We start from the raw sequence: 12,595 nt of genomic DNA, 5'->3' as shown, positions 1-12,595 counted from the left end.
CCCCCCCCCCCCCACCCCCCCGGGGGGGGGCGCGGTTTCCCCCCCCCCCCCCCCTTTTCAGCTCCGGCCGCTTGCCGCGGCGTCAACGCCGGCATGACCAAAGCGCGTTCGCGCGCGCCGCTTCCTCGCTCCTAGGCTTGATCACACCGCCCGCTGCGCCTCGCGCTCACGTGGTCGGCAGCAGCAGCAAGGAGTGAAGCATGAGCGACCAGCAATTCCCGAAGACCGGCCTCGAGACGATGATCACGCCGGACAATTGCGCCGTCATCCTCATCGACCACCAGCCCTTCCAGGTGGCTGGCGTGAAGAATATCGACGTGACCCTGATGGTGAACAACGTCGTGGCAATGGCAAAGACGGCCAAGGCATTCGGCGTTCCGACGCTGCTCACCAGCGTCATCAAGGATCGTGGCGGCAACATCCTCAAGCCGCTCACCGACGTCTTCCCCGAGCAGACGCCGATCGACCGTACCTTCATCAATACCTGGGAAGACGAGAAATGCGTGGCCTGGGCGCGCGAGACCGGGCGCAAGAAGCTCGTATTCGCCGCGCTGTGGACCGAGGTCTGCCTCGCATTTCCGGTGATCCATGCGCTCGGTGACGGATACGAAGTCTATTTCGTCACCGATGCGTCCGGCGGCACCAGCCAGGAATCGCATGAAATGGGTATCGCCCGCATGATCCAGGCAGGCGCGGTTCCCATGACAACGGTTGTCTTCATGTCGGAGCTCCAGCGTGACTGGGCACGCGTCGAGCAGGCGGCAAAGACCGCCGAGATCATCCTCGAGCATGGCGGCGCGAGCGCGAGCTCACTGGCCTGGGAACTCCAGCTGATGGCCGGCGCAGCGGGCTGAAGCTTCGGGCGCTTGTCGAAACGCTCGAACGAAACGGTCGATACTTATCGGATTTCGCGCGCATCCCGGGTGCGCGACAAGCGCCTCGCTGATCGAAACACATTTCTGAAGGAAGCCGGCATGGCGAAGGTCCTGGTACTCTATTATTCTTCTTATGGTCACATCGAGACGATGGCGCACGCCATCGCCGAGGGCGCACGCGCCGCGGGCGCGACTGCCGACGTCAAGCGCGTGCCTGAGACGGTGCCGGAGGAGATTGCGCGAAACGCGCATTTCAAGCTCGACCAGGCGGCACCGATCGCCACGATCGCCGACCTCGAAAACTACGATGCCATCATCGTCGGTACGGGCACGCGCTTCGGCCGCATGTCTTCGCAGATGGCGGCATTCTGGGACACCGCCGGCGGACTCTGGGCACGCGGCGCGCTGAACGGCAAGGTCGGCGGCGCCTTCACGTCCTCGGCGACGCAGCATGGCGGTAACGAGACGACCCTGTTCTCGATCATCACGAACCTCCTCCACTTTGGCATGACGATCATCGGGCTGCCGTATAGCCATTCCGGGCAGATGACGGTCGAGGCGATCGTCGGCGGGGCGCCCTATGGGTCGACTACGATCGCCGGCGGAGACGGGTCGCGCCAGCCTTCCGAAATCGAGCTCGAAGGCGCCCGGCATCAGGGCGAGCTCGTCGCCCGCACCGCGGCGAAACTCTTCGGCTGATCGACGAAAGAGGAGCATGGGCGATGTACGGCTTGCAGGACAAGGTCGTGATCGTGACCGGAGCGGCGTCGGGGATCGGCCGGGAGTCGGCACTGGCCTTCGCCAGAGCCGGTGCCCGGGTGTTCGGCGGGGACCGCGACGCCGAGGGCCTGGCGGAAACACGCCGCCAGGCATCCGCGCAAGGACTTCGCCTCAACGTCTCGACGCTTGATGTCTCGCTCCCGAACGATGTCGAGGCGTTGGTGGCGGAGGTGCTGCGGTCCGAGGGCCGGCTGGACGTCGCGTTCAACAATGCGGGCATCACCGGCGGGGCGCATCGGATCGAAGACTATCCGGTCGACGATTTCGACCGCGTGCTGGCGGTGAACCTCCGCAGCGTTTTCCTCGGCATGAAGTTCCAGATCCCCGCGATGCTGCAAAGCGGCGGAGGCGCCATCATCAATACCGCCTCGGTGGCGGCTTTGACCGGCCCCGGCGGCATGAGCGCCTATGCGGCATCGAAGCATGGTGTCCAGGGCCTGACCCGCGTCGCGGCGATGGAGAACGCCGCGCGCGGCATCCGCGTCAATGCCATCGCGCCGGGCTGGACCGAGACGCCGATGGTCGCGGCCAACAGCCGGCAAAATCCCCGCTTTGCCGAACTCGCCCGGACCGCGATCCCCGCGAAGCGCAGCGCCGGACCCGGCGAGATAGCGGCGACGGCGCTTTGGCTGGCGTCCGACGCTGCCAGCTATGTGATCGGCCAAATGCTGGTGGTCGATGGCGGCATGACGATCGGTGGTTTCGAGCCTTGAACAAGAGGAGCAATGACATGAACGATATCAGTGAAGCAGCAAAGGCGGTCGTCCGCCGCAACACCGAAGAGGTCCAGGGGGGCGGCAATTTCGCGCTCTTCGAGGAACTCTTCTCGGACGACTTTGTGGACCACACCCCGCAGCCCGGCGGAACGCCGGACAAGGCGGGCGCCCGGGCCCTTTATCACCGTCTGCGGGAGGCATTTCCCGACTTTCGCCCGGAGATCCATTGGCAGGCGACGGACGGCAACCTCGTGACCACGTACAAGGTGTACCACGGCACCCATCGCGGCGAGTTCCTCGGCGTTCCCGCGACGGGGAAGGAAATTCATTTCGAGACGGTCGATGCGATGCGCGTGGTCGATGGCAAGATCACCGAGCATTGGGGAGTCGCCAATCTCTATTCCCTCATGGAGCAGCTCGGCGCCCGGCCGCAGGCGGGTGGGCGATGAGCAAGGTCGTTCGATTCCTCGAGGTCGGCGGACCCTCCGTGATGGTCGTCGAGGATGAAGTGGTCGGAGCGCCGGGACCCGGCGAGGTGCAGCTGCGGCAGCATGCCATCGGCGTCAACTTCATCGACACCGCGTTTCGCGACGGCAGTTTCAGCGGTCCGCTTCCGGCGATCGCGGGAGTCGAGGCCGCGGGCGTCGTCACGGCGGTCGGCGAGGGCGTCCCCGGTTTTTCCGTCGGCGACCGGGTCGGCTATTTCTTTGCTCCGGGCAGCTATGCCGAGATGCGCACCGTCTCCGCCGACGTCCTCATCCGGTTGCCCGACGACGTCGCCTTCGAGACTGCTGCGGCGATCATGACGAAAGGCCTGACCGCGTGGATGGCCGTGCGCCGGTTGCATGTCGCAGGTCTGGGACAGACGATCGTCGTTCAGGGCGCGACGGGCGGGGTGGGTTCCCTGACCGCGCGCTGGGCGGCCGCCCTCGGGGCAAAGGTCATCGGTACGGGCTCTGGGGACAAGCTGGATGTGCTCAAGGGATCCGGCGTTATCGGTGTCGATTCGCACGATCCCGACCTTGGCGGCGCCTTGCGGCGCCTGGCCCCGGAGGGGGCGGATGTGGTCTATGAGTTCGTTGGACGGGCAACCTTCGCCGCGTCGGTTGCGGCGGTGCGGGACGGTGGAGCGATCGTCTCCATTGGCGCCGCATCGGGCGCGCCCGAAGGCGCCGAGGAGCTGCTGAAGCGCCGCGTGATCGAGCTGAAGCGCGGCAGCACCGCGCAGCTGGTGCGAGGCCCCTTGCTCGCCACCGCGAGTGCCGAGGTATTCGAGGCGCTGCGCAGTGGCTATCTCGGCACGCCGCGGATCCACCGCTATCGGCTCGATGAAGCCGTCCGGGCCCATGAGGACATTGCCGCGCGGACGCGCGACGGTGTTCCGGTGCTGATTCCGTGAAGCCCCGGCTCGCGCTCTCGCGCGGGAGCTGACCTAAACCGAGGGAGCGCAGATGCTGGACACGGCCCGGCTGACCATCAGGCCGCACCTCCTCGACGACTATCGAGACCTGTGCGGGCTTTACCGGGACCAGGCGGTGACCCGGTACATCCGCGGGTTGTCCGCCGACGGCGAGGAAGCCTGGCATCGCCTTCTCAGGCACATCGGGCATTGGCGCGCATTGGGCTACGGGATGTTCGCCGTTCGCCGCCGCTCCGACGGGCGGCTCATCGGCAAAGTCGGCCTGGCCGATTTCCATCGCGGCCTCGGTGCCGGATTTGACGGGCAGCCCGAGGCCGCCTGGCTGTTCGAGGGCGAGGCGCACGGCAAAGGGTTCGCCGCCGAGGCGATGCCGGCCGTCCTCGAATGGTTCGACGCGACATCCGGCCGCGACAAGGACCGTCTGCATCATCGATCCGGACAATACCGGCTCGTTGAGACTTGCGGGCAAGCTCGGCTTCGCGGCATTCGATCAGGCAAGGTACGGCGGGGCGAAGTTGACGATGCTCGAACGTCCGGCTTGGAGTCCTCGTTGAATTCCCGGGGGCAACCGGCTTCGCAAGGGTACCTTTCCGGATACTATCCACGCCGGGTGAGGGCGGATTACCATCTCGCCTTCACGACACGATCCTGCACGAGGAAGGGTTCGCGATGCATCCGGTGGAGATTTTCGAGCTGGTCGTCGGCATGTTCGTCGCCATCCTCGCCCTTCATTTTCTCGCGCGTCGCCTGATGCTCCCGCCGGCCGCCGCCCTGCTCGTTGGGGGAGGCGCGCTGGCCTTCCTTCCCGGCTTGCCCTCGGTGGCGCTGGATCCCGAGCTGGTGCTCGTGCTGTTCCTGCCGCCGCTGCTGATGGACGGCGCATGGTTCACGGCCCTTGGGCCGTTCCGTCGCAACCTTGCGGGCATCCTTTCGCTCGCGGTCGGAGCCGTTCTCTTCACCGCGCTGGTGGTCGCTTGCGTCGCAAAGCTGCTTCTCCCCGCCTTGCCCTGGGCCGCATGCGTCGCGCTCGGCGCGATTCTGTCCCCGCCCGATGCCGTGTCCGCGCGCGCGGTGCTGCAGCGGGTGCGCCTGCCGCGCCGGTTGAGCACCTTGCTGGAAGGGGAGAGCCTGCTGAACGACGCAGCCGGCCTGGTGCTATTCCGCTTTGCCGTCGCGGCAGCGCTGACAGGCTCCTTCAGCTTGGTCGAGGCGACCGGGAGCTTCCTGGTCCTCGTCGCCGGCGGACTGGCGGTGGGCGGCGCGATCGGCGGCCTCTGGGTGCTGTTGCTGCGTTCGCTCGGCGACGATTACCTCATGATCGCGAGTTCGGCGCTCGTCTGCTGGCTCGCCTATATCGCCGGGGAACTGCTTCACGTCTCCGGGGTCATCGCGACCGTCACCGCCGGACTGACATGCGGATGGTACCAGCATGTGGTGTTCACCGCGAGCGTGCGCATCCGTGCCGTCGCCTTCTGGAAGGTCATGACCTTTCTCCTCGAGGCGGCGGTGTTCATGCTGATCGGCTTCTCCTTGCGCGGCGTCCTCGACCGGGTCGGAGGCGCGATGACCGTCGCCGAGACTATGGCCGGCCCCGTCATCCTGATCGTCGCCGCGGTGCTGGTTTCGCGCTTCGTGTGGCTGTTCGGCGGCGATGCGCTCGTGACGGTGCTCAAGCGATCCGGATGGCGGCGCCTGCGTCCGCTCGGTCCTCGAGCCGCGCTGGTGATGAGCTGGGCCGGAATGCGCGGCGTAGTGACATTGGCGGTCGCGCTTTCGCTGCCCGATGCCATGCCGGGCCGGGACCTCATGTTGGTGACGGCTTTTGCCGTCATTTTCGTCACCGTGTTGCTGCAAGGCACTACTTTGGGAGCCGTCATCCGGCTTGCCGCACCCGGCGAGGAAACCGGCACCGCTGCGCCGTTGAACCTGCACGCGGCCGAGACGGCCATGTTCCGCGCCCAATCCGCCACGGTCGAGAAGCTGGCCTATGATCCGGCAGGGGAGCTGGTGCATCCCCAGTTGCTCGAGCGCTATCGTAATCGGGCGAGCGCGTCCTCGGCGTTCGAGGATGACACGCAGGAAAGATCCCGAAGGATCGCCGAGCATTTCGACGTGGTGCTCGCCGCCGTCGCCGCCGGACGGGCGGAGCTGGTCCGGCTGCACCGACAGGGACAGATCGATGACGATACCCTTCATGATCTCGAACACGATCTCGATCTCGAGGAACTTGCCGCGATCTCCGCCACGGGATGAGCCGCAAGCGCCGCTCCCGGAACCGGTGTCGTCATCAGCATCATCGCCCATTCGAAACGGGTGCCGGCTGACGGTTATTCCTGCCCGGGTGCAAGCGGGACCAGGCACTCGTCCCCGGTGGCGCGCGGGCCGCCACATACGCCTCGGTACAATATGATTTCGCGGTCCAGTGGTGGAAGGAAAGCCGGCCATAGCAGGACCCGGTGATTTGCCTTTTTTTCCAGCTCCATGTCCGGACCTTGCCCGCGATGGGGCCGCCCTCGTTGCGTCACGCGACACGACCGTGGCGACGGCCTGCGTGCCGATGGCGGCGCCCGTGCCGGTACCCGCGCACGATGCCGCGCCACCCGCGCTCACTGTCGAACGATATGACGAGGACTGGTCCTTCCTTGCCGATGCGCAAAGGCGGTCCGGTCGCTGGACGGAGGGGTTCAAATACATCCCCCTCAACGCGTCCGGTTCGGTTTACCTCAGCAGCGGCATCGAAGTGCGGACCCGGTACGAGGGCTTCAGGGCCCCCGCCTGGGGGGCTGCACCTGACACGGGATATGTCTGGACCCGCGTCATGCCCTATGCGGACCTGCATCTGGGCGGGATACGGCTGTTCGCGCAACCGATTGCCGCCCATGTGCTCGGACGCTCGGCCCCTCCGAGTCCGATCGACCGGACCGGCGTCGATTTCCTCCAGGCCTTTGGTGAGCTCGAACTCGGGGTCACCGAGGACGTTTCGCTCAGCCTGTCCGCCGGTCGACAGCTGGTCAGCTTCGGCGCCGGGCGTCTCATCGACACCCGTTATGGGCCGAACGTTCCGATGGCGTTTGACGGCATCAAGGCCAGGCTCGACGCGCCGCGGATGAGGATCGTCGCGTTCCAGCTCAGGCCGGTCGACACCGGCCCGAACGACTTTGACGATCGGACGTCCGGCCGGCGTGTGCTCTGGGGCGCCTACGGAACCTTCTGGTCGTCGCCTTCCCGAAAGATCGGCACGGACCTCTATTATATCGGCTTCCGGGACCGGCGAGCGGTGTTCGGACAGGGTGCCGCCCGCGAACTGATCCATAGCTTCGGGGCGCGCAGCTTCGGACAAGTCGGGGCGATGCACTGGAACGTCGAGGGCGTGCTGCAAACCGGGTCGTTCGGCGACGCTCCGGTGAAGGCCTGGGGAATCGGCATCGAACTCGGCCGGCGCTTCCGTTCACTTCCCTTGCGGCCCGATGTGAGCATGCTGCTCGACTTCGCGTCGGGGGACCGGAACCCCGGTGCAAAGCAGCTCCAGACATTTAATCCGCTCTTCCCCAGGGGGAAATATTTCGGGGCGCTCTCGCCGATCGGTCCGCGAAACTTCATCCACCTCCATCACTCCGCCGCGTTCGATGCGGGGAGGGGGTTGACGCTGACACTGGGCGCCTCGGCGTTCTGGCGCCAGAGCGCGCATGACGGGATCTACACCATCTCGGGCGATGTGGTGCGCAGGGGCGGCATCGGCGGCGACCGCTTCATCGGGCACGAGTTCGAGATGGCGGCGTCCTGGCAGATGACACCGGAATTGAACCTGTCGGCATCGGTGAGCGCCTTCGCGCCCGGGGCGTTCATCAAAGCGACCGGGCCCGCAAGAACGACCTTGATGAGCGCTTCGACCATCAGCTTTCGCTTCTAGGCCCATGCAATTGGGCAAATTTGCCTTCTCATATAATAGCGGCGGTATCACCCGTACGGCATGTTGCGCGTGGCGGTCCGGCAATGTCGGCGCCGGTACCGATGAAAAGCCCGGCGACCCCTTTGGGGGGGCTGCGCCGGGCCTTCGCCTGTCGGGACATGCGGGGCAGATGCCGAATCCTGGCAGCTTCGCCTGTAAGGTCGGCTACGACCCATTCGAGGATGCCGCCGGCAAGGGCTGTCAGAGCCTCGTTCCGTAGCGGGCAGGGGACGGTTCGACGAACCGCCTCTCCTGACCTTCCGGAAGGCCGGGAAGCCGCAACTAGGCGGCGGCGCCGCTTTTGCCGCCCGGCAATTCCGCCTGGAAAGCCTTGAACGCGGTTGCCTGGGGCGACGCTCCGAGCTGCTCCTGGAACTTCGCGAAATCGGCGACTTCCCAATGCTCCGCCAGCCTGCCCGCTTCGATGCGGTAGATCTGGAACGCGGCGAAATCCACCCGATTGCCGGTCGCCGCCATGCCGCCAAAGTCGTGCAGATGGGTTCCGCTCACCCGGTTCATCACCGCCACGCGGTCCCCTTCGGCGACGATCTGCTCGATCGTCCAGGTGAAGTCGGGGAAGCTCGCTTTGAGGCCCAGCAGGTAGCTGCGGATCACCTCGATCCCGCTTGCCTGTCCCTCGAGCTTGTCGCCGTAATCCTGCGAGACGATGTCCGGAAGCGCGGCGAGATCACCTGAGTTGAACATGTCGAAATAGCGCCGGACGAGCGCCTTGTTCGCTTCGATGTCGTGCATGGTTTTTCTCCTTCGATCTATGGGGGAGGCGTCGCGAGCCTTGGGGCGCTCAAGGGCGGCGAGCGTCGATGCTCAGCTTGCCCGCTCCGAAGGCCACGATCTGCAGGAAGCCGCCCGCCATCGTCACGTTCTTGAAGAAGTGGATGAACTGGTTCTGGTCGCCGAAATGCATATGGAAGAACACCGCCGTGGCGAAGCAAAAGGCCGCCAGCACGCCCGCCATGATCCGCGTGCGATAGCCAAGCACCAGGGCGGTGGCGCATCCCAGCTCCACCGCCAGGGCGATAAGCAGCCCGAGGGTAGGAAAGGGCAGGCCGACCGAGGCGATGAACGCGATGGTGGCATCGGGGGCTGACAGCTTGCCCGTGCCGGAGACGAGGAACAGGACCGCCATCAGCAGCCTGCCGACAAAGGGCAAAATATCCCTCGCGGCGATTGCGCGGGCAGGGTCGGTCGAGGACTGTATCGTCGCCATGGTCATCTCCTCATCGGTTGGCGCGCGGGTACGTCCGGTTAGTGCAGGTGCATGGCCGCGAGGAGCGCCGAATAGTCACTGGGGATATACTATGGCGGCAAGGCTCTCAGGAGCGCCCGGCTGGCCGGCTTCCAGGCAATGCGCCGAGGACGGGGACAAAGGCCAGCAGCAGCAGGGCGGTGGAAACCAGCGTGTCGTTCGTCGCGACGCATAGCTGTTGGAAGCCGGTTGCGGCGCACTAGGCGACCACGACCACTATCACAGCCAGTTGCAGCGCCTGTGGCGCTGCGCGACTGGAGCTTGCGCGGGCGCTTCTTCACGCCACCCCGCCGACGGCCTGGCGAACGCCCGCGAGCTGCCAATCGAAAAGCCGGCCTGCCGTGCTTCGGAACGTGCGGCTTCGAGCAGCGCGCCGCGTCCCGCGCGTGCGAGGACCGCAAAGCGGCGCAGCGTTTCCAGACGCCTGTCGGCTAGCGGTGGTGCGACCCGAGCGCCGGTGATCGCCCGGATCCAGCGAACGGGGCGCGAAGCCGGCAATACGGTGTTCAGGGCGTCGGATCTGGACAGAAGGATGACCTCCTGTTCCAGCTCGGTGAACGGCGGTGAAAAAACCGTGCCGGCGAGCCGTGTATCGCGGCGCTCGGCGGTCAGATCGAGATAGGCCATGGTCGGGCTCCGCAGGTTGGAGCCCGGAGGGCAGCGGCCCCCCGGGGGAGTTACGGTCAGCGCAGCTTGGCATCGAGGCTCAGACGACCGGCCCCGAAGCTCACCACCTGCAGCAGGCCGCCGGCCATCGCGATGTTCTTGAAGAAGTGAATGAACTGGTTCTGGTCGGCGAGGTTTGCGTGGAAACTGATCGCGGTGGCGAGCGAGAATATGGCGAGGATCCCGGCGACGAGCCGCGTGCGGTATCCCAGCACCAGCGCGGCACCCCCGACGAGCTCGACGAGCACCGCGGTCCCGAACGCCAGCGTCGGGAAAGGCAGGCCGACCGACTGGATGAAGCCGATCGTCATGGCTGGCGCCGATACCTTCGAAAGTCCGGACAGCAGAAAGATCGCGGCGAGGAGGACCCGACCCGCAAGAGGAACGGCGCAGGCGACGGCACCTGCCTGGCTCGGCGCGACGCCGTTCGAGTGAAATGCGGTCTGTGCAGTGGACATGATGTGCTCCTGTTCGTTCCGACGGGACAGTCCCGCCGTGGCAGCACTGATTTGGTTGATCGCCACTTGCTGCAACAGCCGAAAAGATTGGATCAGTTCGTTCGACAAATTCGGTAAGAGACTTGTCGATTCCATCGATCGCCATGTTCGATCCTTTGTGGGTTTTCCCCGCCGAGCCGCGCTCCGACATTCCCGAAAACAGGAGATTCGACATGCAAACACGTGAATTGGAGCGCCGTGCCAGCGCCTTCCGGACGCTGGAAGGCGATGGCATCGAAGTTCTGAGGGCAATTCCCGCGAACGGGCTCGAGAGCGTCGGCCCGTTCATCTTCCTCGATCATTTCGGGCCGATCGCCTGGAAGCCTGGCGAGGAGAAGGGAGCGTCGGCGCATCCCCATGCCGGCATCGAGACGATGACCCTGCTTCTCGAAGGGCGGATGCGCCACAAGGACAGCCTGGGCAATGCGAGCACCATGGCGCCAGGTGACGTGCAGTGGATGCGCGCGGGCAGCGGGATCGTTCATGATGAGCAGCCCGATGTCAGCCAGATGAAGCCCGGCGATCGCACCCACGGCGTCCAGCTCTGGCTGAACCTGCCCAAGGGCAGCAAGGCGGCAACGCCGGAATACAGGCACATCGTCGCCAGAGAGATCCCCGTGATCTCGCCGGTGCCCGGTGTCCGGCTTCGGCTCATCGCGGGGGCGGCTGCCGGCCTGGTCGGGCCGCTGGAGACTTTCGGCCGCGCGCATGTCCTCCACGTCAGCTTCGACGAGGCGGCCGCGTTCGACCTCGACCTGCAGGGCGTTCCCGAACTGGCCGCCTATGCGATGCTGGGCAGCGCGCGGCTGGGGGCAGGCGAGGAGCAGATTGCCGCGGGTGAGCTCGCCGTGCTGGGGCAGGGGAACACGCTGCGCGTCGCCGCGCCGGCGGGGAGTGAGATTCTGATCGTCGGCGGCGAGGCGCTGGATGCCCCAATCCTGCGCTACGGTCCCTTTGTCATGAACACCGCAGCCGAGCTCGAGCAGACGATCCTCGCCTTCCAGCGCGGCGCGATGGGCAGGATCGCCGCATGATGCGGTCGCAGGCTCCTCGGACCATGGCCGGCCGTCCGGCGATGTGCGGGGCGCCTGCACGGGTGCGCAAGCCGGCGGGTGCCTGCCCCCGGGCCCGCCGAGAGAGGGGGCGTCTCTCGGCGGGGCGGGGCTTTGTGGGGGGCAGCCCCGCTGGGTGCCAGTTCGCCTCGTCCGGCCGGGGGCGGCGGACACCGTCGCATTGCGAACTGGACCGTCTCGTTCGATCCGGCAGGCCGGCCCTGCGCCGTCACGCAGCCAGGGTGGCCGCCAGCGTAAGGCGCCGTTCTCCCATAGGCTCGCCGCCGAGGAGCTCTTCATCCAGCAGCCGTTCCTGGTCGCCCAGAAAGGCAATGAGGGCGGCGGTACGCCCATTGCCGGCCTGTCCCGCGGGAGGGCAGGCGAACAACGAGTGCGTCCCCAGGCTCCATTCCGGCAGTATCTGCACAAGCCGGCCGGCGTGCAATTCCTCGTCTACCAGCAACCGCGGCAGACATCCGATTCCGGTACCGGCAAGCATCGCATGCATCAAGGTCGGGATCGAGCTGAAGCTCATCCGGTTGGGTGTCTGCACGACATAAGGGAGACCCGACCGGCAGAAGTGCCAGGTCAAACCGCGGCTGCCCTGCAGGTTCTGGTCGACGCAGCTATGGCCGTTCCTGGCGAGCTCCGACGGCGAGGACGGCGCGCCGCGGCGCGAGAGATAGATCGGGCTTGCACAGGCGACCACTTCGCTGTCCAGGATCGCCGTCGCCTGCGACCGCGTTTCGGTTCCGATATACAGGCGTATGTCAAACGCCCCCGGGCTCGCCGTGCCCATATCCTCCTCGATACGAAGGTCGATTTGCGGGTGCGCCGCCATGAACCGGGGGGCGACGCGGGCGAGAAACAGGCTTGCAGCGGCGTCGGCTCGGATCGTGAGGAGGCCGCTTGCGTCCGTCTCCGCACCCCGAAGCTCGTCGGCGGATCTGGCCAGTCTGTGCAGCAAGGGGAGCGTCTGCTCGTAGAAGCGCAGTCCTTGCGATGTCGGGACGATGCCTCTGGCGGTGCGGTGGAAAAGCTTCACGCCGAGACGCTCTTCCAGTCTCGCCACGGCGCGACTGACGCCCGAAGTGGTCAGGCCGACGATCTCCGAGGCGGCGACGAAACTTCCGCCTTCCACGGCGCTGGCGAAAATCCCGACCCCGCTGATCAGACGCTCGTCGAACCACATGTCATGTCTCCACCATCGGTCAGGACGGTGTTAGTCGCGGTGCCGTCGTTGCGCAGTTGTACTGGCGTATCATCCGTGAGAGCATGCCCGCCGCCAAGCGACAGGAGAGCGCAGCGGCGGATTTCGGTGCGTTTCGGCGCATTGGGGACGGGTCGACACAGCCCGGAAAGGCGGAACCGGT

General features: G+C 66.2%; 14 protein-coding genes. 9 read left to right on the top strand and 5 right to left on the bottom strand.

From position 1 onward, the window contains the following. The first annotated feature begins 200 nt into the window (after window positions 1–200). The 8 genes from AAHM44_RS20750 to AAHM44_RS20715 all read left to right on the top strand — a co-directional run bounded on the left by AAHM44_RS20750 (window position 201) and on the right by AAHM44_RS20715 (window position 7,701). On the top strand, window positions 201–854 hold the full coding sequence (locus tag AAHM44_RS20750; protein ID WP_342251175.1) for a hydrolase: 654 nt from the start codon (window positions 201–203) through the stop codon (window positions 852–854). 120 nt (window positions 855–974) lie between these two features. Continuing rightward, window positions 975–1,574, top strand: a complete 600-nt coding sequence (wrbA, locus tag AAHM44_RS20745) for an NAD(P)H:quinone oxidoreductase (RefSeq protein ID WP_342251174.1) — start codon at window positions 975–977, stop codon at window positions 1,572–1,574. A gap of 23 nt (window positions 1,575–1,597) precedes the next feature. Next, on the top strand, window positions 1,598–2,368 hold the full coding sequence (locus AAHM44_RS20740; RefSeq protein ID WP_342251173.1) for an SDR family NAD(P)-dependent oxidoreductase: 771 nt from the start codon (window positions 1,598–1,600) through the stop codon (window positions 2,366–2,368). Window positions 2,369–2,385: 17 nt separating this feature from the next. Further along, complete coding sequence (locus AAHM44_RS20735) at window positions 2,386–2,820, top strand: ester cyclase (protein ID WP_342251172.1); 435 nt, start codon at window positions 2,386–2,388, stop codon at window positions 2,818–2,820. Further along, the gene (locus AAHM44_RS20730; protein WP_342251171.1) at window positions 2,817–3,770 is read left to right on the top strand and encodes a zinc-binding dehydrogenase; all 954 of its coding nucleotides are present in this window, start codon (window positions 2,817–2,819) and stop codon (window positions 3,768–3,770) included. Before AAHM44_RS20735 ends, AAHM44_RS20730 begins: the two co-directional genes overlap by 4 nt. 52 nt (window positions 3,771–3,822) lie before the next feature. Continuing rightward, a complete protein-coding gene (locus tag AAHM44_RS20725; protein ID WP_342251170.1) occupies window positions 3,823–4,542 on the top strand; it encodes a GNAT family N-acetyltransferase in 720 nt (239 codons plus the stop codon). Next, the gene (locus tag AAHM44_RS20720; RefSeq protein WP_342251169.1) at window positions 4,461–6,044 is read left to right on the top strand and encodes a Na+/H+ antiporter; all 1,584 of its coding nucleotides are present in this window, start codon (window positions 4,461–4,463) and stop codon (window positions 6,042–6,044) included. The genes AAHM44_RS20725 and AAHM44_RS20720 overlap by 82 nt, the downstream gene beginning before the upstream one ends. A 304-nt stretch (window positions 6,045–6,348) precedes the next feature. After that, a complete protein-coding gene (locus AAHM44_RS20715) occupies window positions 6,349–7,701 on the top strand; it encodes an alginate export family protein (protein WP_342251177.1) in 1,353 nt (450 codons plus the stop codon). Between the two features lie 321 nt (window positions 7,702–8,022). Here the strand turns inward: AAHM44_RS20715 and AAHM44_RS20710 are convergent, their stop codons facing one another. The 4 genes from AAHM44_RS20710 to AAHM44_RS20695 all read right to left on the bottom strand — a co-directional run bounded on the left by AAHM44_RS20710 (window position 8,023) and on the right by AAHM44_RS20695 (window position 10,239). After that, window positions 8,023–8,493 (bottom strand): ester cyclase, encoded by a 471-nt coding sequence (locus AAHM44_RS20710; protein ID WP_342251168.1) that lies wholly within the window; start codon window positions 8,491–8,493, stop codon window positions 8,023–8,025. A gap of 49 nt (window positions 8,494–8,542) precedes the next feature. Continuing rightward, window positions 8,543–8,968, bottom strand: a complete 426-nt coding sequence (locus tag AAHM44_RS20705) for a DoxX family protein (RefSeq protein WP_342251167.1) — start codon at window positions 8,966–8,968, stop codon at window positions 8,543–8,545. Between the two features lie 258 nt (window positions 8,969–9,226). Beyond that, window positions 9,227–9,634 (bottom strand): hypothetical protein, encoded by a 408-nt coding sequence (locus tag AAHM44_RS20700; protein ID WP_342251166.1) that lies wholly within the window; start codon window positions 9,632–9,634, stop codon window positions 9,227–9,229. Between the two features lie 56 nt (window positions 9,635–9,690). Beyond that, entirely contained in the window at window positions 9,691–10,239 is a 549-nt protein-coding gene (locus AAHM44_RS20695) for a DoxX family protein (RefSeq protein ID WP_342251165.1), read from the bottom strand. A 104-nt stretch (window positions 10,240–10,343) separates the two neighbouring features. On the opposite strand from AAHM44_RS20695, the gene AAHM44_RS20690 reads away from it, so the two are divergent. Then, entirely contained in the window at window positions 10,344–11,204 is an 861-nt protein-coding gene (locus AAHM44_RS20690) for a pirin family protein (RefSeq protein ID WP_342251164.1), read from the top strand. A 247-nt stretch (window positions 11,205–11,451) separates the two neighbouring features. Here AAHM44_RS20690 and AAHM44_RS20685 read toward each other — a convergent pair whose 3' ends face one another. Further along, entirely contained in the window at window positions 11,452–12,414 is a 963-nt protein-coding gene (locus AAHM44_RS20685) for a LysR family transcriptional regulator (RefSeq protein WP_342251163.1), read from the bottom strand. Between the last annotated feature and the right edge of the window lie 181 nt (window positions 12,415–12,595).

The organism is Sphingomonas sp. OTU376 (genome assembly GCF_038440415.1).
Classification (GTDB): domain Bacteria; phylum Pseudomonadota; class Alphaproteobacteria; order Sphingomonadales; family Sphingomonadaceae; genus Sphingomonas; species Sphingomonas kyeonggiensis_A.
This window is presented reverse-complemented; position numbering and strand designations above follow the sequence as displayed.

Excerpts from the sequence above, each read along its gene's own strand:
- AAHM44_RS20750 (WP_342251175.1), top strand. The coding sequence starts at position 201 with ATGAGCGACCAGCAATTCCCGAAGACCGGCCTCGAGACGATGATCACG.
- wrbA (WP_342251174.1), top strand. The coding sequence starts at position 975 with ATGGCGAAGGTCCTGGTACTCTATTATTCTTCTTATGGTCACATCGAG.
- AAHM44_RS20740 (WP_342251173.1), top strand. The coding sequence starts at position 1,598 with ATGTACGGCTTGCAGGACAAGGTCGTGATCGTGACCGGAGCGGCGTCG.
- AAHM44_RS20735 (WP_342251172.1), top strand. The coding sequence starts at position 2,386 with ATGAACGATATCAGTGAAGCAGCAAAGGCGGTCGTCCGCCGCAACACC.
- AAHM44_RS20730 (WP_342251171.1), top strand. The coding sequence starts at position 2,817 with ATGAGCAAGGTCGTTCGATTCCTCGAGGTCGGCGGACCCTCCGTGATG.
- AAHM44_RS20725 (WP_342251170.1), top strand. The coding sequence starts at position 3,823 with ATGCTGGACACGGCCCGGCTGACCATCAGGCCGCACCTCCTCGACGAC.
- AAHM44_RS20720 (WP_342251169.1), top strand. The coding sequence starts at position 4,461 with ATGCATCCGGTGGAGATTTTCGAGCTGGTCGTCGGCATGTTCGTCGCC.
- AAHM44_RS20715 (WP_342251177.1), top strand. The coding sequence starts at position 6,349 with ATGGCGGCGCCCGTGCCGGTACCCGCGCACGATGCCGCGCCACCCGCG.
- AAHM44_RS20710 (WP_342251168.1), bottom strand. The coding sequence starts at position 8,493 with ATGCACGACATCGAAGCGAACAAGGCGCTCGTCCGGCGCTATTTCGAC.
- AAHM44_RS20705 (WP_342251167.1), bottom strand. The coding sequence starts at position 8,968 with ATGGCGACGATACAGTCCTCGACCGACCCTGCCCGCGCAATCGCCGCG.
- AAHM44_RS20700 (WP_342251166.1), bottom strand. The coding sequence starts at position 9,634 with ATGGCCTATCTCGATCTGACCGCCGAGCGCCGCGATACACGGCTCGCC.
- AAHM44_RS20690 (WP_342251164.1), top strand. The coding sequence starts at position 10,344 with ATGCAAACACGTGAATTGGAGCGCCGTGCCAGCGCCTTCCGGACGCTG.
- AAHM44_RS20685 (WP_342251163.1), bottom strand. The coding sequence starts at position 12,414 with ATGTGGTTCGACGAGCGTCTGATCAGCGGGGTCGGGATTTTCGCCAGC.